Consider the following 19109-nt stretch of genomic DNA (forward strand, 5'->3'; position numbering starts at 1 on the left):
CCTGCCTTCTTGTTTATTTATACTTTCCACTGATAACCAAATCCCCAAATGGTGGTCAAGTGATTTTCAATTGGAAAGTGAGCGGATTTTAACTTGTCACGAAGATTCCGGATATGAGAATCTACCGTGCGGATTTCAGTTGCCGCATGATTATCCCATACCATCAATAGAAGCTGCTGCCTTGTATACACTTGTTCCGGCTTTTTCATTAAAGCTTCCAGTAATTTAAATTCCTTTAAAGTAAGTGATATTTGTTTTTCATTATAATTCAGCGTGAATGACTGATAATTTAAACTAAATCCCCCTCTGGTTAAGAGGTGTGAATTAGATGTTGGAAATTCATTTTTGTGCCTTCTCAATGCTGCTTTAATTTTGGCCAGGAGCACTTCTTCGTCAAATGGTTTTGTGAGATAATCGTCAGCTCCGAGTTCTAGGCCCCTGATAAGATCGGCTTTTGTGTCCCTTGCAGTAAGCATGATAATGGGGATTGACGAAAATGTCCTGATCTTTTCACATACTTCCCACCCGGACATCTCGGGCATCATGATATCAAGCAGCAGTAAATCAAATTCTCCCTTCTTTAAGTGCTGGATGGCTTCATGACCGTTGTTAGTTTTAAGACATGAGTACCCATGCGGTTTGAGAAAAAGTTCAATGAGATTCAGCATTCTCGCCTCATCATCTACAATAAGAATGTTTTTCATTAAGAGCCCTCCTTGATAGGAATAATCAGCTGTATAATCGTTCCTTTTCCGATTGTACTCTTCAGTTGAATATCACCCCTGTGTGCTTCGACCAGCTCTTTTACAATTGATAGTCCAAGCCCTGATCCCCCATGTTCTCTTGAACGAGACTTTTCAACGCGATATAAGCGGGTGAAAATTTTAGGAATTTCATCTTCAGGGATACCGATTCCTTCATCTTCAAGCGTGAAGATAGCATTCGTCGAGTCAGAGGTGACAGTAAGAGTAACCGTCGTACCTTTTTTTGAATACTTCTTAGCGTTATCCAGCAGATTCAAGAAAATTTGTTCCAACCTTATCGGGTCTGCGTGGATGACCATATCGACTGTACAATAAAAATGTAATTGAATACTTTGATTAATAAAGGCCGGCTTTACCTTTGTATATAATCTATTTAAAAAAGGGCCAATTTCTAATGCTTCCTTGTAAATAGTAAAGGTATTTTCATCAAGCTTTGCAAGTTCAAATAGATTTTCCACTAGCTGGACAATGGTACCGGTCTCCTCCTCGATAATATGAAGATATTCTTTTCGCTCCTGCTCCCCGATTTCTATTCTCTTTGCAATAGTAGTGTAGCCTTGTACGTACGTTAGAGGAGTTCTAAGTTCATGAGAGATACTTGCTAGAAATTCAGCTCTCTCTGCTTTTATTGTCTTTAAATCATCAGACAACTTTTGTATGGCTTGTGACAATTGGCCAATTTCATCATTTCCTGCTTGAGGAAGCATGACATCATAATCTCCTCTATTGATACTCTCGGTTGCAGCCTTCATTTTAATTAGTGGCCGGGTTAAAATCTTGGAAAGAATAAAGTGAATAATAATCATTAGTGCTAAACTCAGCCAGCCTGCAATTAGAAAGTGAGAATTTAGTTCCTTGATTAGCTTTCTTAAAGGGCCAGTAGGTTTGAACATAAAGATATAGCCTTCCTGAGAACTTGCACGAAAAGAAGACACAGATACGATGTAATCGTCATTACGGTAGTCTTTTTTTAGCATGTTGCTATTGGGATAGGAAGCTACAACAGCTTTCTCTATAACCCCTTCCATTTCAGCTGAAACCTTGTCCGAAGCAATAATCATGTTTTTTTGTTTGTCAGTAACAACAACGATTGCACTTGTTCTTGATTCCATCAGGGCTATATGCTGCAGGGTTTGCTGAGTGTAGTTATCCTCTAATATGTCGCGATGACTTTCACCTCTGGATTGAATGGAATTTATTTCTTCATCTATCCTACTGTTCACGATACTTTCGTGGAGAAAAATCAAGATGAAAACAACCAAAATAAATACTGCAATCGTGAAATATACCGTTAACTTGGTAGATATCTTCATTATCAACCCTCAATTCTGAACTATTAATAAGTTTACATTTTAATTTTGAAGAAAGTGTGCAGTTAGTACAGGTAACTCAATTTTATAAATAGTTTTTGTTTCTACATATATTTTGCATATCTCCAGGGTAGAATTTTAATGAAACGTAATTAAGGAGGAGTCACCATGAAAATCAAAAGATTTGCGTTACTTCTAGTAACATTATCTATTCTTATGTTGGGAGCTTGTTCCAGCAACAACGGGGAAAATACAGAAAACAACGAAAACCAAAGTGATCAAGAGAAAATGGAAGAAAAAGAAGAAATGGATGATATGGACCATGGTGAAATGAATCATTCTGGTACGGGTGAAGTTCCAGAAGGCTTGAAAGAAGCAGAAAACCCTAAATATGCAGTAGGAAGCAAGGCTATTCTCGAGACGGATCATATGCCTGGGATGAAAGGTGCAGAAGCGACTATCCAAGGTGCTTATGACACTGTGGTATACACTGTTACTTATACGCCTGCAAACGGCGGTGAAAAAGTTAATAACCACAAGTGGGTCATCCATGAAGAACTGGAGAATCCAAGGGAAGAACCATATAAGCAGGGAGATGAGGTCGTATTAAATGCCGACCATATGGAAGGAATGGATGGAGCTAAAGCCACGATTGATTCAGCTGAAGAATCAACCGTCTATATGGTCGATTACACCCCAACCGATGGTGGAGAAGAAGTGAAAAATCATAAATGGGTTACGGAAAGTGAGCTGTCATCCAAAGAACAATGATAAAAGAAAAGAGCTTATCCGTACATTGAGAATAAGCTCTTTTTTGTAAACTATTACGAAATTCAATTAAACATGGATAATTTCTAGTTTGCAGAATACGGTAGTGGGTATAAAAGTAATAAGGAGATGATTTTATGATGAACGGTGGAGGTATGGGCGGCGGATTTTTTGGAAGCGGACTTCTATTTATTCTTCTCATCATTGCCATTGTTGGCGTATTCATTTGGATGATGAGGTCAAATCCAAAAGGAGAAGCCAGTCCTCCAACTCAAAACATGAACAACCAAGCATTGGATCGATTAAAGGAGAGGCTGGCAAAAGGTGAAATTACTGAAGAGGAATACGATCGGCTTAAGAGAAAACTGGAACAATAGATTTGAGAGGTTTCTATTTCGTGTTCACCAACTGCGCCGTAAATGGCGCAGTCTTCGTTTCGGTTTTACTTGCAAAGATTCTGGATTAGAGATGGGTACCGTGGTAGTGATTCAAAAAATGGTTTAAGGAGACGCAACGATGAACAGGAAAATAATAGGATCGATACTTATAACAATACTTGTAGTCATGGGTGTGCTGCTATATCTCAATTCTCCATGGAATAAAAGTAGAGACATGACTTTACCAGAAGGAGTGAAAAACGGAGAAAAGAGTATTTTAGAGGTAGGGGCACAAGAACAGGGTGAACGAAATGTAGTGTCATTCAATTTAACCGCTCAGGAAAAAGAGTGGGAAATCAGTGAAGGAAAGATTGTAAACGCGTGGACCTATAACGGTACAGTTCCAGGAGAACCGATTCGGGTTAAAGAAGGGGACTTTGTAAAAGTAAATCTAAAGAACGAACTCAACGTTCCGGTCACGATTCATTGGCATGGGGTCCTATTACCGAATAAAATGGACGGAATTCCTGGACTTACTCAGGATGCGGTGCAGCCTGGGGAAAGCTTTACATATGAATTTGTAGCAAACGACGCAGGCACCTATTGGTATCACTCTCATCAACAAAGCTCAGAACAGGTGGATAAAGGCCTCTATGGCTCACTTGTTATTGAAGAAAAGGAAAAAGAATATGAAAAGGATGAGTTTTTCATTCTTGATGAGTGGGCGGTAGATCAGGATAAAAGAGATATGTCCAATATGGGGGGCATGATGCAGGGAGCAATGTCCGGTGACGGTGAGGCAGATACGAAACAAATGTACGACACGTTTACCGTGAACGGTAAATCAGGGGACGCCATCGAGCCCCTTAAGATGGAATCAGGTGAAAAAGCAAGGTTGAGGTTCGTTAATGCGGGTTATCAGGTTCATAAGTTAGTCTTCCCGGAAGGTTCTATGCGTGTGATTGCCAATGATGCAGAAAAGGTTGTTTCAGAAACAAACACCTCCAATGTACTTGAAATTGCACCTGGCGAACGAATCGATGTGGAGTTTACGAAACAAACCCAGGAGACTGCTTTCATCGGTCAGGAACAGAACATAGAAAATGCGGAAGACATGGTGATCCCGGTGGTTTCAGAGAATAATAACCAAGCGACGGATCAAGAAGTTGTGCTTGCATCCGGAAAGGATACAGCAAAAGGTATTTCATATGGAAGTGAAAAACTCCTATTCGAAGATACCCCTGATCCAGATGTCAATTACGACATGGATTTAAGCATGGGAATGAACATGGGGGAAGGGATGTCTTTCCAAATAAATGATAAAACATTCCCCGAGACTCCGCCTATTCAGGTAAAGGAAGGCGACATTGTAAAGGTGACACTGAGAAATACAGGAAGAATGAATCATCCTATGCACCTGCATGGTCACCGGTTCCAGGTGAATTCTAAAAACGGGGAAGAATTTGAAAATCCAATTGTGAAAGACTTAATTCACGTGAAACCCGGGGAAGAATATGTTATCTACTTCAAGGCGGATAACGCAGGAGAATGGCTGTTCCACTGCCACGATAACAACCATGCTGATATGGGGATGGTGACAATTGTGGATTATGAAGAGGTATATTCACCGTTTGAGTTAGGCGGTGAAAAAGATAACCAGCCAAACTAATATATCTATTTAGAACTGGGCTCAGAGTTGAATTTTAGTGTTTCGACGCTATGGAATTTCTCCAACTGTAAAAATTCACAATGAGAGTGTAGGGATAAACAAGGAAAAAGGAGAAACGTTAGGGAATAAAAAAACCCTTGAATATCAAGGGTTTTAGGTATATGGAGCATAGCAGGATCGAACCGCTGACCTTTTGGATGCGAGCGAAGTTATTAAATACGTTAAAATAAGTCAATTTAAGTCGTTTTAAGAAAAAAAATCGAAAAAACCCCATTAAAAAATCAAATGTGTGCTTTGTGAATTTTTTTGGTAACGTGCGGGGTCAATTTTTAATTTCAAAATGCTCAATTGTTCTTATGACTTTTAGAATTTATTCTAGTAAGAGTTCGCTTTTATTAAGAAAATAAATGATTAATTCCTATATTCTTTTGAATACAGATTACTAAAGTCTTAGAAATCCTCCCGCATCAACAGAGTTAAAAACTACATTGATAAAAGAATTGATTCATTCATCAAAAAAAATTAAAAATATCCTTTACAAGAATTGGGTTGGATGGTACGTTATATACAGAAGTTACTAGACGAGGAAATACATAATCTCTTTTAGGTTATGGATTGCATTTTTTTTAATAATATGAGTTAATAAAAGTACAATCATTTTATCGAATAATAAAGTAATTTAATATACAAAAAAGTGGAAGGACCACAAATTAAACGATGGGTTTCGTACCTGCATCGGTTCATTTGTGGTCCTTTTTTATTTGTTTACATCATATATACAAAAATTTGGGTGATAATCATGAGTTTTAGCATACATACCGCAAAGCTAGATAGAACATTGCTTAGAGACTTTCCAATGAAACAGTTAAACATTTCTCAAACCGCTTTAAATTTAATCTTTCACCTAACTCCTTTCGTGGATCGCGACGGACGTATTCACCTGGACAAAGAAGCTGTAAGGAGAAAGATGTATTGCGACAGACGCGAATTACATAAAGCTTTAAATGAGTTACGTGAAACTACATATCAAGGTAAGAAACTTATAACCTACGAAAATGGTTATTATGTTTCTCATTTCCACCTGCCTACAAATGGGGATGACTCTTACCTTAAGCATATCCCTTTTTACAATTCAGCTGATTTCCAAAACCTATCTAAAAATCAGACTCGTCTATTCCTATACATCGCTACAAATAATATAAGGAATCAATTTACACGTGTAGCCGTTGAAAACCTGTACAAAAATAAACTGCATGACCGCGAATACGGACTAAATATTTTCGATAGCTATAAAGATATGGCAGATGACCTATTCTTCCTTATCGATAATGGCTATATTTCAGTGCGCTTCAAAGGACATAAAGAACCAATCGACAATAATGCAACCCACTACAAGTCCGATTTCCATAGAACTTTCGGATTTAAAAATAATAAAAAATCACGCACTAGCAAATATTTCAAACCAAAACACAATCTCGACCTGAAAATTAATCCTACTTTGTTCAATGAAGAAGCTATTAAGAATAAAGCTGGTAAGGCGGAACTTCGCTTATTGGCTGAACGTTACCATATGTGCCATGAAGATATGAAAGCAGAAACATTTAATTTCATCATAGGTAGAAAGAAATCATTGATAGAACAATTCGGCATTGCCGGACTTGAGATATACCGTACAGCCCTCCAAAAATACTTCAAAGAAAAAAATGAAAGTATCATTTATTACGACCTTGTTGGCAAAGCCGCAAACACCTTCACAGACTTCTACTTATTAGAAGAGATCAAGAAGGTTATTTTGAGTACTCTTGAAAATCAGTTAAGCGGCTTTGTGAGCACTTCTTTGTCAATCCCAATAAAAAGCGCTCACATCCCTACACTTATTAAATACTTTATTGCCAACTCGTCTGATGAACATAAGATTCTAATAGATCAAGACATCGAGAAAATCGATAATGCTTACGATTTACTCTCAGGTTTAGCTGCAGAGGAGCCATGGACATACTTAGCAGAATCCATCGAAGCCACTTATGCAGTTCACGAAGCTAAATTGTTCGAAATGTTAAGAGTCGAATCCATGAAAGTCGGCATCCATCATCTTTACGAATTGTTATCAGAGGTGAACACAAAAGAGCTTATCGTATCTTTTGCAGCTAACTCTCAACTCTCAAAGCACAAATATCTAGAAGAGGAAGCTAACAAACTTAAACAAGTGGTACTTTTCTTCAAAAAGAAACATGCTCCTCATGGTCAACACATACAGGAGAGCAGTGAGGAGCCGAAAGCAAAACCAAAACGAAAGAATTATTTTGTGGACTTTGAAAGATGGATAAATTCGTAAAGCTGTTGCCCTTCTTTTTTAAATAAGAAGCTAACAGCTTATTCGTGTTTGTCTATAGAACGAACCATAGCTCAGTCATGCCAAAAAAAATTTTTTCACAACAAAAAAATGCAGTTCAGCCTCCCAATTGAGGAAGAACTGCATTTTTTGTGTCTATAAATTCCATATTTTATCAGATGAAAACATTTATAGTTAGATTAAAAGTCATTATCTATAACACCTTTCAATCTCCTATGTATTTAAAAGATTTTCTTATACTTCTCCAAATTATAAAAAACACAAATCCGATACCGGTAAAAAGTTGTTGTAATCTGAAAAATCCAAAAAAACATGAATCGTATATATATCAAGGTATCCACCCCTTCTATTACCTACAATTCCCTTCTCCTAATATATTTTGTAATAGGGTATGTAATTAGGATTGTTATAAGTATTGTTATTGAAGCTATTATCTGTTTTCTTTAAACCGTATCCCGATTTATCGTTAGTTCAAACATATTTGATAAGACCGGATACATGAGAATACAGGTTTAAACAATTTTACATCGACAAAGCTGAACCTGTTGCTTGGAAGATCCACTCTTAAGGGGAAGACCATGTAAAAGTTTTAACTCAATAGAAGAGGAAAGAGATTACCTGAAAGTGCAGGTAGATCATTTTAAAAAAGTCTAGAAAAGGGCAAAACGGGATTAGTGTAAACAATCATTTATTCTTACAAAAATATTAATATTGATTTATGGTTAACTCATAGGTACTTAAGTTACTTATTGAGTCAAAATAATATTTTTCTTAATGAGATTTTAGAGTGGAATCACCGTTCTATACTTAAAAATTAGTAGATTAATTATTATTTTAAATTGTCGTTAAGCAAGGAGAAACAAAATATGCAAAACCAAGATCCAATTCAGCATTCATTATCCTTTGTTGAATCTGACCAATCAGACAATATAGATAATTTGTTTACCCAAAAAGATATGAGCAGTTTCGGAAAGGGGAGGGAAATGTGGGGTTATATCAACCATCAATATGCCTATTCAGTAGAATTTGATAATAATGAATTGATTTAGAAAGCTAAACATATACTTCTCTTTCTTCCTTTCAGAGAGTGATAAAGGTGTCCATAAGCGTCAAAAGCTGCTATAGAAAAATGATGTTCTAGGGGGTAAGGTATATAAAGACCGGGCAGGTTAAGTTTTACGATCCATTACACTACCTGCCACTTGTTAATTAATTCGTTTTTATTGGGTAGTCTTGATTTTGGATCTTCAAGTTGGATTCGCAGAAAGTCTACCCACTGCTTTTTTTCTTCCTTTAGAAAATAACGTAAACCACCAGAAGTTTTATGTACTGGAAGGTGTGGATGCTTTTTCAAATTACTCTTTATAAAATCTACAGATACTCCCAAGTAGGCAGCCATGTGAGTTGTTGTGAATTGTTTTTTATAATTGAAAATTTCTTCATAAGCAATACTATGCTTTCTTTCTCCATATATTTCCGCGCCATCATACAACCAATCACGAATCTTTATTGAATCACGGCTGCAAAATAACATCTTCATAAATGACTCAGATTTACAGTCATTATGATCAATAGGGTACCAAACATGAGAGGGGGTTATATTTAGGTGTTTTTTAATTTTTAAATATACTCCATACATAAGTTTTTCGTTACCACAAATTGCAAGAAACAACTGACTATTCCTATGAAACCAAGATCCATCAGCATCTATTAATCCGAGAATTACAGTACTATCTAATGAATCTGGGATTAATGGATAATTCACTACTAATGACTTATTTGGAACACATCCCAAAGCTACTAGGTCATTATATAGATATGGACTATGTATTCTTAATTCTTTATATTTATCTCTTACTATTTTTAGTTCATTTGTGTAGTTTAATAATTCGGAAATTTTTTCTGCAATATCATGGTCTTTTTGCGATATTGATACTGTCTTTGTTGCACTTTTTTTTGATGAAAAGGTATTACCGTCTCCTAACATAACACCAAAAGGATAAGCGATTATTTTATTAATAATCCCGTATTTAAAAAAGAAGTGGTTGCAAATTTCTTTGTTTCGAAAATACTTTTGTTTACCTACAATGTCATATGTTCCAAGTGTTTCATCAGGCGCAAAGAATTCATATTCTTTGGTATTGAACCTAAAATTTGACTCATCGAACTCTTTTACTTGAGAATCTGCAAAACAGCTTTGACTACAGAATTGATTATAAATAGGTGAATTCCGTACCACTTTAACAAAGGTAGTATTACAATTCTTACAAATAAACTCCGCTTTTTCTGCTAGAGGTAATTTATAAGGGTGAACACCGTACTTTTTAAAATGTTTTCCGACAGTGCTGTTATTTTTCCCTGATCTCCTTGCGAATTCAGTAATAGTAAGTTTATTTTCTTGTAAATATCTTGATAATTCATTTGGCGTTTTTCCATATTTTTCTATGCATTCTAAAATTAAATGATTTTCCATATTGTGAAGCATTTCCAATATTCAACTGAATAATACATAAAATTGAATTCTCTAAAAATTATTAAGGAATTAAAAGGTGTAGTTATAAAAAATCCATTTCCCCTGTCCTTGTTAATTCTACATTGATGTGATTAAATTAAATTAAATTAATTCCACAAATTATTATTATTTACACTGGGAGCACCAGAAACATGCCTACTTTATTATACAGGCATGTTTTCAGGTGCTTTTATTTTTTTGAAGAAAAAATATACATCCACTCAGAGCACACATTAGGCAACAAATTACTCTTTTTGGTTGGTGACTAATAAGCCTTAAAAGCTAGGTGATGGGTGCAGTGTGTGTATGTCAATTTTTAAGCTGGATAAACTAATACTTAGAGGTGATTAAAATGAAATCCAATGATTTTATGACTATTTATGCTGCATGTAATGAATGGGGAATCTCTGAAGGATTCTTCAGTGTCTTAAAAAGCCTTCCCAAGCACGAGGCATGGTTTACTGGAGATGCAACACAATATGGGCAGGATCTTGTTCTAAAGACAGCAATTCCAAATATTAAGGCTTTATATGAAAAAACTTGCGAGGAATTTAATAATTACACCAAAGACCCGAATTACCTGAACATCGGTGGGCTCATTAAAGGGGTGACTCAAACCAACTCAGAGATAAAGAACATGATTGATTCGAAGCAATACGATCATCTATTTGTTAAAGTATTACGCAGAAAAAAAATCGACCCGATCTTTGGTGCCTATATATATTTTTTTAAATACGACTTCCTAGAGCATTGTGAGAACTTAACAACTGGTTTTCTTGCTAAATTACTAAAAAAGAGAGGGATAGTAGTTTCTGATGTGACTATATTAAGTTATAAAAAAGAAGGATTATTATCAGTTAAAGAAAATCAATATGGGATAGATACGATGTCTTTAAATGAAGTTGAAAGCCTTGTTCTTGCTAAAAAGAAGGAAAAATATATGCATTCAAAAAATACAGCAAATGAGAACTCGAATTTTTCTGTGCTCAACAGTCAACAGCAGAAGATAATAGAAGAGTATCTATCTTTTAGAAAAAAGGGGGGAAGAATATCACACAACAACTATCGGGCAAAAAAACACATTGCAAATAAAGAAGAAACACTTGCCAAACTAAGAAGTGCCTTGGCCACATTCTTCTTTAGAATTATTTGTGCTCGGTGCAATATTGATCAAAAACCTAAGATGAGGTATGCCTTTCTTACACAAGATGAAAAGGAGAAATACGACTCAAATAAGTTCCATCCCACACAAATTAGTGAGGATGATGCATTTGCATTTATGACAGAATCTAAGACTACATCAGCCGTCCACGTATTCCAAACTATTAAGCCTTTTTATGCTTGGATACTACAACGTCTAAAAAACGATGCATTGACTCCTGATAAATGGTTTGAGTATGGGCAACTGGAGCTAAGAATAGAGTCCTTCTTAAATCAGTTTCCAACAAACTATAGTGAACTAGCGTCTGGAGAGACCATTAATAAAGTTAATAAGTCTTTCTTAAATAGAGAAGAGATGATTATTGTGAGGGAAAAACTACTTAATGATCCTGGCTCTCATGACCCTTATAGAAATGCAACTATCTGGGAGTTATGCTGTGTTACAGGGACTAGACCGTACGAAGTAAGAAAACTCAAAATTGAATATTTCTTATTAGACAAGGAAGGATATATAAAATTAAATAGTCGGGGGTGGGGAGAACTTCACATCCCTCGTGAAGCTTCAAAACATGAAAATTCTCCATCTCACCCCGTACTAGGTACGGTAATTCCAGCAGGTACTGTAAAACGGGTAAATGAATACTTGAAACGATTGTATAAAAAACAAAAGAATGAGCCCAGGGGGAAGGGATTTTTATTCAGACCTGAAGATCTATTTCCAGAAAAGGGATACAAGTCGGCAATTATGACAGATGTGATGACGAGGTTGAAAACGCAATTGGATTTTCTATCGTATGAGCAGAGAAGAGATTTTGAGTTAAAAGCATCAAGGCGGAGCATGAATAATCTAATTGAGGGCTTTGGCGTAAGGTTACCTATTGAAAGATTAAACGGTAGGATTCAAAAAGTGGCTGCGGATATACAAATGCGGCATAAAATTTCTGGAGATATTGGAGAAATGCATTATACTGCACCCATATCAGATGATGATTTTTATACTGTTTTAAATCACACGATTAACTTTCCATGGAACCGAAAAGAATTGATTATGTGGGAAAAGGAATTGAACCTGCATTCTTCAAAGGATTTTGAAATAAAAAGTGAAGAGAAGGAAAGTAAAAAGATCAGTCAGGAAAGAAAGGAATATGAGTTAAATGAGATTAATTCAAAACGTCTAGATGAAATTAATCTGCAATTAAATAAACTAAGGAAGCGGCCCAAGGGGTTAACCATAGAAGAATGGTTTGAGATGAAAGAGAGCTTGGAAAAAGAAAAAATGTACATTAATTAGCTCAATAAGGGGGAAGCTAATGAAAGATCAAAATCTAGAAATATTTTCAAAGTACTCTTCTTGGGAGGAGTTTGAAGGTTATATCCATGAATATGGCTTTGAAGGGAGCATCCCTCATGTTTTTGAAAAAATCCGGGATAACGACCTGCTTACGCCTTCTGATATATCTTATATAACAGGATATTCAGAGGAAACGGTTCGAAGATGGTGCCGTTCTTGGAAACTGAAAACTACAACTGGTCGTGCACCTTATCATGTGGTAGGAAGTGACTTAAAGAATTTCTTGTATTATTGGACAAGGAAAGAGTTGATACAAAACTATAAATAATGTAATAAGATGTCTACTATAGAGGTGCAGAATGGAAAACGTACTGGGTTTCCCAACGAACCTAACAGTACGTTTTTTATTGTCAAGACATATATGTAAACTAGTTGTTAAATCTTTCTTTTTCTTTATTAAGCTAAGGGGGCGTTAATTAAATTACGTTAAGGAACGTGTGAATATGCCGTTCATAAAAATATCTTTTTAATAAAGATAAAGTAGATAGCTTTAAAAAACTAAGTATATTTCCAATCCTGGAAGGGAAGAGTTTTATGGGATTATTTTAAAGTTCCTCCAGTATACTATTCAGAACGGAGTGCTTGTAATGAAGTGGGAAAATAGGCCATCAATTAGTGAATCGCATCCATTTAAAGAGGAATATGACCGTCTGTTAGATTTAGATAGGGATGAATTATTAATGGAAATTAAAAGTCATATAGACGACTACTTTGAAATGAAATCAAAGAGAGAACAACTTGGGAAACTTAATGTAAATGCTCTCCTTACTGAGTAGTGGCATAAAAACTCAATTGAGACGTTCTACTGGAAGTTTATAAACAAAGATACCAAAGTAAAAGATTTATAAAGATATTTCAATTGGACTCTATTTTTTATCCATCCCAGATGATTTCCATATTTTTAAAGTGTCTTTATAATCAATAGTATTTATTCCAGTATCTTTTGATTAATTTCCCCAACTGTCAAAGCTAAATCAGTCCTTACTTTCGGTGAATTTTGTTTTTTTACGTAGATAGACTTTTATCAAATCGTCAGGGATGACTTCTAAACTTTTATGGATTCCCAGGTTATACATGATCAATATTAAAGCTCGTTGTAATTCTTCATCTGTGTATAGCATCTTACCCTCTCGCGGCATTTCCCATTTTGGTGGCAAATACGACTCCATGTCATCATATGTAATTGCTTGAGGTTCTAATTTCAATGTTAACTTTTCCATAATAATCTCCTTTGATTTAAAGAAATTTGCTAATTCTGAATCACTAAGCACAATCTGTTCCACAATTTGAAAAAGGGCTGGATTTTCAACACCATCTTCTAATTTGACTACTAATTCTTCCACTTTTTTCTTGAATTCATCGCTACACATTTTATCACCTCCTGCTATTGGAAATAATTTTTTTAACACTTCAATATGAACCTCAAACAAATAGAAATTCTCCGTTGCAGACATTCCCGGTTTCTTCGTAACAGCATTTCAAAAAATTTCTCAATACCTATAAGCAAGGCTTTTTCATACCCTTCCATGCACACTTAATTGAGTATTAATGTTGGATGAGTATTAATCCCTAAGCTCCTGAGAACGCACATTTTAATTTGCTTTGTGGTACAAATAGCATAACCTTGCTACAGCCATTATTTTTGAGATTAAAGGGGAACATACTTCTAGAAAATCTCCTCACTAATATTTTATTATTCGTTTTTAAGTACTCTTCCGTGTTTCTTATCTTTGTAACGCAATATGAAAGTATTTCTTTATTTTAGAAGCATTTTTTCTTATTCGGTTCTGATAACGCTTGTTTTATTCATCATAATCTTGCCCTTTATAAATAACTACGAACCATTTACAGCAGTACTAACTTCATCCATCTAATTACATCTAGTCTTATTTGTTTTATTATAATAAGTAAATCGCAACTAATAAAGCACCTATCAAAATAAGTATGTCGAGGCTTTAATCTACCAAGATAGTGACTGAGGAATCGTTTTATATCTAGTTTTATTTCTAGTCAAAAAAACTAAAGGAAGTGAATTTATCCTAATGCGCCAATTTCATTTTATTGACAAGATTATTAATGCTGCAGACAGCATAGAGACATATATACAAGGACTGTCGATTGAAGAGTTCAAAAAGTCGAGGTTAATTATTGATGCAGTAATTTGGAATCTAGAACTAATTGGAGAAACAGCAAAAAACATTCCTATTAAAGAGAAGGAAGATAATCCCCATATTCCTTGGGAAAAGATAATCGGCTTTCGTTATACTCTAATAAATGAATACGACAATCTAGATTTATCAGAAATATGGGAAATAGCAACAGTAGATACAATTACACTAAGAGCCAAATGTGCTGAAATAAAAAGTAAATAGGCTAATCTAAAAAAGTGGGTGATTAGGGAACTAATTATCCACTTTTTTACATGTCGAGTAGGTATTTTTAAACATAATGTCGAAGTATGTATTATCAGGTTTTTTTGGGGGAGTATTGCTGTGTTAGAAGTAACCAAAGAAGAAATTCTTCATTTTATATATATGAAAAAATCAGAAAAATCGGATTAAGGAAAAGATACTATAATATCCTACATAACAAAGAATCAGAAGAGTATAAGAGGTTTATAAGTGTTTATCTAAATCATAAAAGTATGTTAACCGAGAGAGAACAGATAGTATTAGATTCTGTTTATGGTGTAAAAGGAAAACCCTTAAAACTAAGGGAAGTCGCGGAGATCATTGAGGTTACTCCTGAAAGGGTAAGACAATTAGTTTACAAGAGTGAAAGGAAATTGGTGGATTTCCTACGTCAATTATACAAGGTTAATTTCTTCGTGAATTGAGGTAGTTCTTATAACATCGATTATAAGTACTGATTATTTTAGGTGTGTGGCATGATTTGCGGTTCCAGAGGAGAGGAGCAACCAATAGACTGCTATTCTTTAATTGAAATTAAAGATAGCATTTAACTATTAACAAGGTAAAGGAGCTTTAATTTGAAGATATCAAATATTAAGGTCAATAATTACCGAAACTTAAGAGCAGTTGACCTAGATACAAATAAAATTGTAGTTTTTATTGGAGATAATAATTGCGGTAAGAGTAATCTACTTAGAGCAATAACACTTCCTTTTATGAATCAAGAAATAGGAGCGGTTAATAAAAATCTCGGATGGCAAGACATTAATAGTGCCGCTAAGCAAGAATATTATTCTTTCATAGAAGGAAACTTAGAAAAAATTAAAAATAGTACATGCGACATAGATCAATTTATTGACCATATACCTTTTGTAAATGTTGAAGTAACACTTACTCCCCAAAAAGTGGCAGAAGAATATTATGTTAGAAATTGGACTACTAATTTAGATAATGACACACCCTTATTCACTATAAGGTATGAATATAAGGTTGAGGACCCTCAAGATTTACTTCGCCACATCTCAGACATATTACAAGATGTTGATTCGATAGATGATTTAAAGATGAATTTACTTCCAATCGAGTTTTATAAGTACCAAACAATCATACCCTCGACCAATGAAAAGGTTTCCTATACAGACCTGGCTTACTTCAAATATAATGCACTAGCTGCTGAAAGAGATGATTTTTCAAATAAATCTTCTCAGTTAGGCTCTAAATCACTAGTATCTCTCTTGCATAATAAGATGAATACAGATGATAAAAAGAAAGTGGAACAATCATATGAAACATTCTTCAATGACTTAAAAAACATTAGTAGCTTAGAAGAGGTATTTAATTGGCAGGAATCATCGGACTTAGAAAATGCTAAAGATTTTTTTGGAAAGATTACTTTGCTACCTAATGTTCCTACAATGAACTCTTTACTAAACAATGTGCGTTTAGGCTATGGTGATGAATCCTTAAATTCACAAGGTTTAGGATATAGAAACCTAATCTACTTATTCGTCATGTTGAATTCGTTAAGCATAGAAAGTGATGTAGCTTTAAACATATTAACAATAGAAGAACCTGAAGCTCATTTAAGTGTAAGCAATGAACACCTTTTAGCTAGTTTTATAAATTCGACGATGAATAGGAACAACCAACTACAACTTTTTATTTCAACACATAGCGCGGAGTTTCTTGATAAGCTCGATTTAAAGAATGTAGCAATATTAGCTGAAGGAAGCACTTATGCTCTAAAGAAAGAACTTGAAGGTGACCAATTGGATTACTTAGCCAAAAAACCTAACTTAGACTTTCTAAAGTTTCTATACTCAAGGAATTGCATCTTAGTAGAAGGTCCAACCGAGGAAATGCTTATCAAATCTTACCTAAGTACACAAAATGAACAATTGAATGATATTGAAGTAATCTCTTTACATAAGGGCTTTAGAGATATGCTTGATATATGGCTTAAAGTGAATCAAAATACAAGCCATAAAATAGGCATAATTAGAGATTTTGACAATCAAAGGAAGGCTCAAGAAGATCATGAGGCTTATAATCATTATCCGAATATTTATGTAACAACTACACAAGAGTATACCCTGGAACCTGAATTTGTTAACACTAGTACTAATTTTGAAAAGCTGAAAACATACTTTTCTACCAAGCATGGCTGGGAAGGTATTGATACTAAAGAAAACCTTTCAGATAAGTGGAGGGGAGCTAAGACGGATACAATGTTACACTTTTGTCGAGACATAGGAACTGAAGAATTAAAAGATGTGGTAATGCCCAACCACATTAGAGAGGTCATTCACTTTTTAATTACGGGAGAAAAAACATGTATATTGTAGTGGCTGGAGCTGGAGCCGGTAAAACAACCTCAATGGCTGAACTCGTAATATCAAGACTTAAAGAGATTACTGATAATAAAATAATATACGTTATCACTTATACAAACGCTGCAAGAGATAGAATAAAAGAAAAAGTTATAGAAAACGAAGGACGCATTCCTAAACAATTAAAAATTGAAACTATACATTCTTTTTTGTTAAAAGAAGTAATTTATCCTTTTAATCACTTAGTTTATGGGGATCTTTATAAATCTGCTTCGCAGATACCCCTTCATCCTAAACCGGCCTTTAAAGCAATTAAGAAAAAGGAGTTAAGAAGGGAACATATATTACACGTAGAAGATGTAACGAAGACAGCCAAACATCTTCTTTGTGGTAAAAACAAGGATACTGCGAAGATAAAACACAGGCGTAATAATGCCTTGAAAATGTTGTCTAGATACTTAGATTCCATATATGTGGACGAAGCACAAGATATGGATAAAGATTTTTTAGAGGTATTAACAATGCTTGCGAATTATAATATCAACGTTAATTTGATAGGTGACCCTAAACAAGACCTTAGAAATAGAGGAGCTTTTCGAGATATTATTGCAGGTGATTTATCGGTTGACTATAAGTCAGAGAACCACCGCTGCCCTAGTTTACACGTAGATTTTTCAAATAGCTTCATATCAAAGGCAGAGCATCAGACTTCAACAAAAGAAGAGGGAACATTACGATACTTATTGGAATCAAACTCCACAATTCAAGAAGATATTAAATGTGCAAAGTACGATTTAGCATATATTTACCAGAGGAATGCCCGCTTTAAGACTCATAGAGAAGATGTAACAAAAACAGAGAAGCAATTATCATACGAATTAACTGTAATAGCTCGTAAGGCATCTTCTGTAAAACAGAATAATTTAAATCAAGTTGTTTATGTGCTTAAAAAAAAGACTGTTAACTCTATCAAACGAGGAATTCCTACTTATAAAATCTTTTCTGGACTTGAAAAAGAACTTACATTAAGTCTAGATAAATATGACAAAGGTAAGATTGGTTCTGCTGTAAATGCATATCATAGTGCATTATCAAGTGAACCAGGTATATTAGTAGGTTCCATTGATGCTATTAAAGGATTAGAAGGCTATAATTGTTTGTTTATAATTTCCACTCAACTTGCTCCTTATTTATTTAAAGAAGTAGATGATTACAATAAAATGAGGAACTATTTATATGTAGCACTTACTCGTTCTAAACGTGACTTAACTATGTTGCTTACAACCGAGGTGGAAAAAAAGTATGGCCATAAATACATTCATGAACAACTTAATAAGTTAGGTATAGCAGAGTTAAAGACCTAAATTTGGTACTTTAACTGTTAAGAAACTGAGGTTGTTGAGATCGTTGCTAAAGTGAAATTGGTACAATGGTTATCTCGCTTTCAATTGGGTATTAAGTTGGTTATACAAGAAAAAGACAACAGGAGAATTGCTAAACAGTATAAATATACTTGTTATGAATTATATTTAAACGCGATCACTTTGAAAGTGATTGTTTTTTCGTATTTGACTCATATTGTGCAAAAGTCCCGTTAAAATTACTTTGTGAAAATATTTACTTTAGCTAGATGGTAACACGATAATAAGAATTTATAATGTAGAAAGAAAGGACTTTAATAGTTTTAAAAGTAAGTACAATTAACTATAAATAGTCTTGTTAATTACTTAAATAGGGGTGACATTAAAATGAACTACAGAAATATAATTAGAAACCAAATAGGTAAAAGTGGTAGAGGACCAGAAATAAATGAAAATAGCAGAAAAGGGGTTGATGGGGAGATAAATGCATTATGTATTATGAAAAAATATTACCTTGACACCAATGAGTTAGCCAAAGTTTTCTTTCTTAATCAAAAGAAAATAGAGCATGCTAAATAAAAAACATCCACTGCTTACTATGGAGTTATAGTACATTGGGTAGGTTTAACCAATTTGATAGCTGTAATGTCTTAGGTAGAACTATTACAAAATGAAAACACTTGGAGCTCTTTACCTGTGCAGACTATAAAGTTGATACTAATAGAAGCTGTTTAATTTAGTA

At 34.5% G+C, this 19109-nt stretch carries 17 protein-coding genes; 13 read left to right on the forward strand and 4 right to left on the reverse strand.

Annotated elements, in window-relative coordinates; translation table 11 throughout:
* Positions 1-17: 17 nt before the first annotated feature.
* On the reverse strand, positions 18-704 hold the full coding sequence (locus KYJ26_RS05025; protein WP_198257861.1) for a response regulator transcription factor: 687 nt from the start codon (positions 702-704) through the stop codon (positions 18-20).
* Positions 704-2077, reverse strand: coding sequence for a sensor histidine kinase (locus KYJ26_RS05030; protein ID WP_232353718.1), 1374 nt, complete (start codon positions 2075-2077; stop codon positions 704-706). Before KYJ26_RS05030 ends, KYJ26_RS05025 begins: the two co-directional genes overlap by 1 nt.
* Positions 2078-2242: 165 nt before the next feature.
* Here KYJ26_RS05030 and KYJ26_RS05035 point away from each other — a divergent pair, with 165 nt between their 5' ends.
* From KYJ26_RS05035 to KYJ26_RS05055, 5 genes are all read left to right on the forward strand, one after another.
* Positions 2243-2845: a YdhK family protein gene (locus KYJ26_RS05035; protein ID WP_198257860.1), complete on the forward strand. Its 603-nt coding sequence runs from the start codon at positions 2243-2245 to the stop codon at positions 2843-2845.
* 134 nt (positions 2846-2979) lie between these two features.
* Positions 2980-3219: an SHOCT domain-containing protein gene (locus KYJ26_RS05040; protein WP_198257859.1), complete on the forward strand. Its 240-nt coding sequence runs from the start codon at positions 2980-2982 to the stop codon at positions 3217-3219.
* Positions 3220-3358: 139 nt separating this feature from the next.
* Complete coding sequence (locus KYJ26_RS05045; protein ID WP_198257858.1) at positions 3359-4888, forward strand: multicopper oxidase family protein; 1530 nt, start codon at positions 3359-3361, stop codon at positions 4886-4888.
* A gap of 856 nt (positions 4889-5744) precedes the next feature.
* On the forward strand, positions 5745-7223 hold the full coding sequence (locus KYJ26_RS05050; RefSeq protein WP_198257857.1) for a hypothetical protein: 1479 nt from the start codon (positions 5745-5747) through the stop codon (positions 7221-7223).
* 884 nt (positions 7224-8107) lie between these two features.
* A complete protein-coding gene (locus tag KYJ26_RS05055; RefSeq protein ID WP_198257856.1) occupies positions 8108-8290 on the forward strand; it encodes a hypothetical protein in 183 nt (60 codons plus the stop codon).
* Between the two features lie 137 nt (positions 8291-8427).
* Here the strand turns inward: KYJ26_RS05055 and KYJ26_RS05060 are convergent, their stop codons facing one another.
* Positions 8428-9714 (reverse strand): hypothetical protein, encoded by a 1287-nt coding sequence (locus KYJ26_RS05060; RefSeq protein WP_198257855.1) that lies wholly within the window; start codon positions 9712-9714, stop codon positions 8428-8430.
* A gap of 391 nt (positions 9715-10105) precedes the next feature.
* Between KYJ26_RS05060 and KYJ26_RS05065 the strand changes: the two genes are divergently transcribed.
* From KYJ26_RS05065 to KYJ26_RS05075, 3 genes are all read left to right on the forward strand, one after another.
* Positions 10106-12205, forward strand: a complete 2100-nt coding sequence (locus KYJ26_RS05065; protein WP_219166263.1) for a site-specific integrase — start codon at positions 10106-10108, stop codon at positions 12203-12205.
* A 19-nt stretch (positions 12206-12224) separates the two neighbouring features.
* Positions 12225-12533 (forward strand): helix-turn-helix domain-containing protein, encoded by a 309-nt coding sequence (locus tag KYJ26_RS05070; RefSeq protein ID WP_159362665.1) that lies wholly within the window; start codon positions 12225-12227, stop codon positions 12531-12533.
* A gap of 319 nt (positions 12534-12852) precedes the next feature.
* The gene (locus tag KYJ26_RS05075) at positions 12853-13041 is read left to right on the forward strand and encodes a hypothetical protein (RefSeq protein WP_219166264.1); all 189 of its coding nucleotides are present in this window, start codon (positions 12853-12855) and stop codon (positions 13039-13041) included.
* A gap of 198 nt (positions 13042-13239) precedes the next feature.
* On the opposite strand, the gene KYJ26_RS05080 is transcribed toward KYJ26_RS05075, so the two are convergent.
* Positions 13240-13695, reverse strand: a complete 456-nt coding sequence (locus KYJ26_RS05080; RefSeq protein WP_219166265.1) for a hypothetical protein — start codon at positions 13693-13695, stop codon at positions 13240-13242.
* Between the two features lie 612 nt (positions 13696-14307).
* Between KYJ26_RS05080 and KYJ26_RS05085 the strand changes: the two genes are divergently transcribed.
* The 5 genes from KYJ26_RS05085 to KYJ26_RS05105 all read left to right on the forward strand — a co-directional run bounded on the left by KYJ26_RS05085 (position 14308) and on the right by KYJ26_RS05105 (position 18946).
* On the forward strand, positions 14308-14637 hold the full coding sequence (locus tag KYJ26_RS05085; protein ID WP_159362662.1) for a HepT-like ribonuclease domain-containing protein: 330 nt from the start codon (positions 14308-14310) through the stop codon (positions 14635-14637).
* Positions 14638-14909: 272 nt separating this feature from the next.
* Positions 14910-15101: a sigma factor-like helix-turn-helix DNA-binding protein gene (locus KYJ26_RS24330; protein WP_374939754.1), complete on the forward strand. Its 192-nt coding sequence runs from the start codon at positions 14910-14912 to the stop codon at positions 15099-15101.
* Positions 15102-15254: 153 nt separating this feature from the next.
* Positions 15255-17021, forward strand: coding sequence for an ATP-dependent nuclease (locus KYJ26_RS05095; RefSeq protein WP_159362660.1), 1767 nt, complete (start codon positions 15255-15257; stop codon positions 17019-17021).
* Positions 17009-18370, forward strand: coding sequence for a UvrD-helicase domain-containing protein (locus KYJ26_RS05100; RefSeq protein WP_219166267.1), 1362 nt, complete (start codon positions 17009-17011; stop codon positions 18368-18370). Before KYJ26_RS05095 ends, KYJ26_RS05100 begins: the two co-directional genes overlap by 13 nt.
* Positions 18371-18754: 384 nt before the next feature.
* Complete coding sequence (locus KYJ26_RS05105; protein ID WP_159362658.1) at positions 18755-18946, forward strand: hypothetical protein; 192 nt, start codon at positions 18755-18757, stop codon at positions 18944-18946.
* Positions 18947-19109: the final 163 nt, after the last annotated feature.

Source organism: Rossellomorea orangium, from assembly GCF_019334305.1.
Taxonomy (GTDB): domain Bacteria; phylum Bacillota; class Bacilli; order Bacillales; family Bacillaceae_B; genus Rossellomorea.

What these genes read in the sequence shown, in the direction of transcription:
- KYJ26_RS05035 (WP_198257860.1), top strand. Translation starts at nt 2,243, where the DNA reads ATGAAAATCAAAAGATTTGCGTTACTTCTAGTAACATTATCTATTCTT.
- KYJ26_RS05085 (WP_159362662.1), top strand. Translation starts at nt 14,308, where the DNA reads ATGCGCCAATTTCATTTTATTGACAAGATTATTAATGCTGCAGACAGC.
- KYJ26_RS05060 (WP_198257855.1), bottom strand. Translation starts at nt 9,714, where the DNA reads ATGGAAAATCATTTAATTTTAGAATGCATAGAAAAATATGGAAAAACG.
- KYJ26_RS05055 (WP_198257856.1), top strand. Translation starts at nt 8,108, where the DNA reads ATGCAAAACCAAGATCCAATTCAGCATTCATTATCCTTTGTTGAATCT.
- KYJ26_RS05050 (WP_198257857.1), top strand. Translation starts at nt 5,745, where the DNA reads ATGAAACAGTTAAACATTTCTCAAACCGCTTTAAATTTAATCTTTCAC.
- KYJ26_RS05075 (WP_219166264.1), top strand. Translation starts at nt 12,853, where the DNA reads ATGAAGTGGGAAAATAGGCCATCAATTAGTGAATCGCATCCATTTAAA.
- KYJ26_RS05045 (WP_198257858.1), top strand. Translation starts at nt 3,359, where the DNA reads ATGAACAGGAAAATAATAGGATCGATACTTATAACAATACTTGTAGTC.
- KYJ26_RS05025 (WP_198257861.1), bottom strand. Translation starts at nt 704, where the DNA reads ATGAAAAACATTCTTATTGTAGATGATGAGGCGAGAATGCTGAATCTC.
- KYJ26_RS05065 (WP_219166263.1), top strand. Translation starts at nt 10,106, where the DNA reads ATGAAATCCAATGATTTTATGACTATTTATGCTGCATGTAATGAATGG.
- KYJ26_RS05040 (WP_198257859.1), top strand. Translation starts at nt 2,980, where the DNA reads ATGATGAACGGTGGAGGTATGGGCGGCGGATTTTTTGGAAGCGGACTT.
- KYJ26_RS05030 (WP_232353718.1), bottom strand. Translation starts at nt 2,077, where the DNA reads ATGAAGATATCTACCAAGTTAACGGTATATTTCACGATTGCAGTATTT.
- KYJ26_RS05105 (WP_159362658.1), top strand. Translation starts at nt 18,755, where the DNA reads ATGAACTACAGAAATATAATTAGAAACCAAATAGGTAAAAGTGGTAGA.
- KYJ26_RS05070 (WP_159362665.1), top strand. Translation starts at nt 12,225, where the DNA reads ATGAAAGATCAAAATCTAGAAATATTTTCAAAGTACTCTTCTTGGGAG.
- KYJ26_RS24330 (WP_374939754.1), top strand. Translation starts at nt 14,910, where the DNA reads ATGTTAACCGAGAGAGAACAGATAGTATTAGATTCTGTTTATGGTGTA.
- KYJ26_RS05100 (WP_219166267.1), top strand. Translation starts at nt 17,009, where the DNA reads ATGTATATTGTAGTGGCTGGAGCTGGAGCCGGTAAAACAACCTCAATG.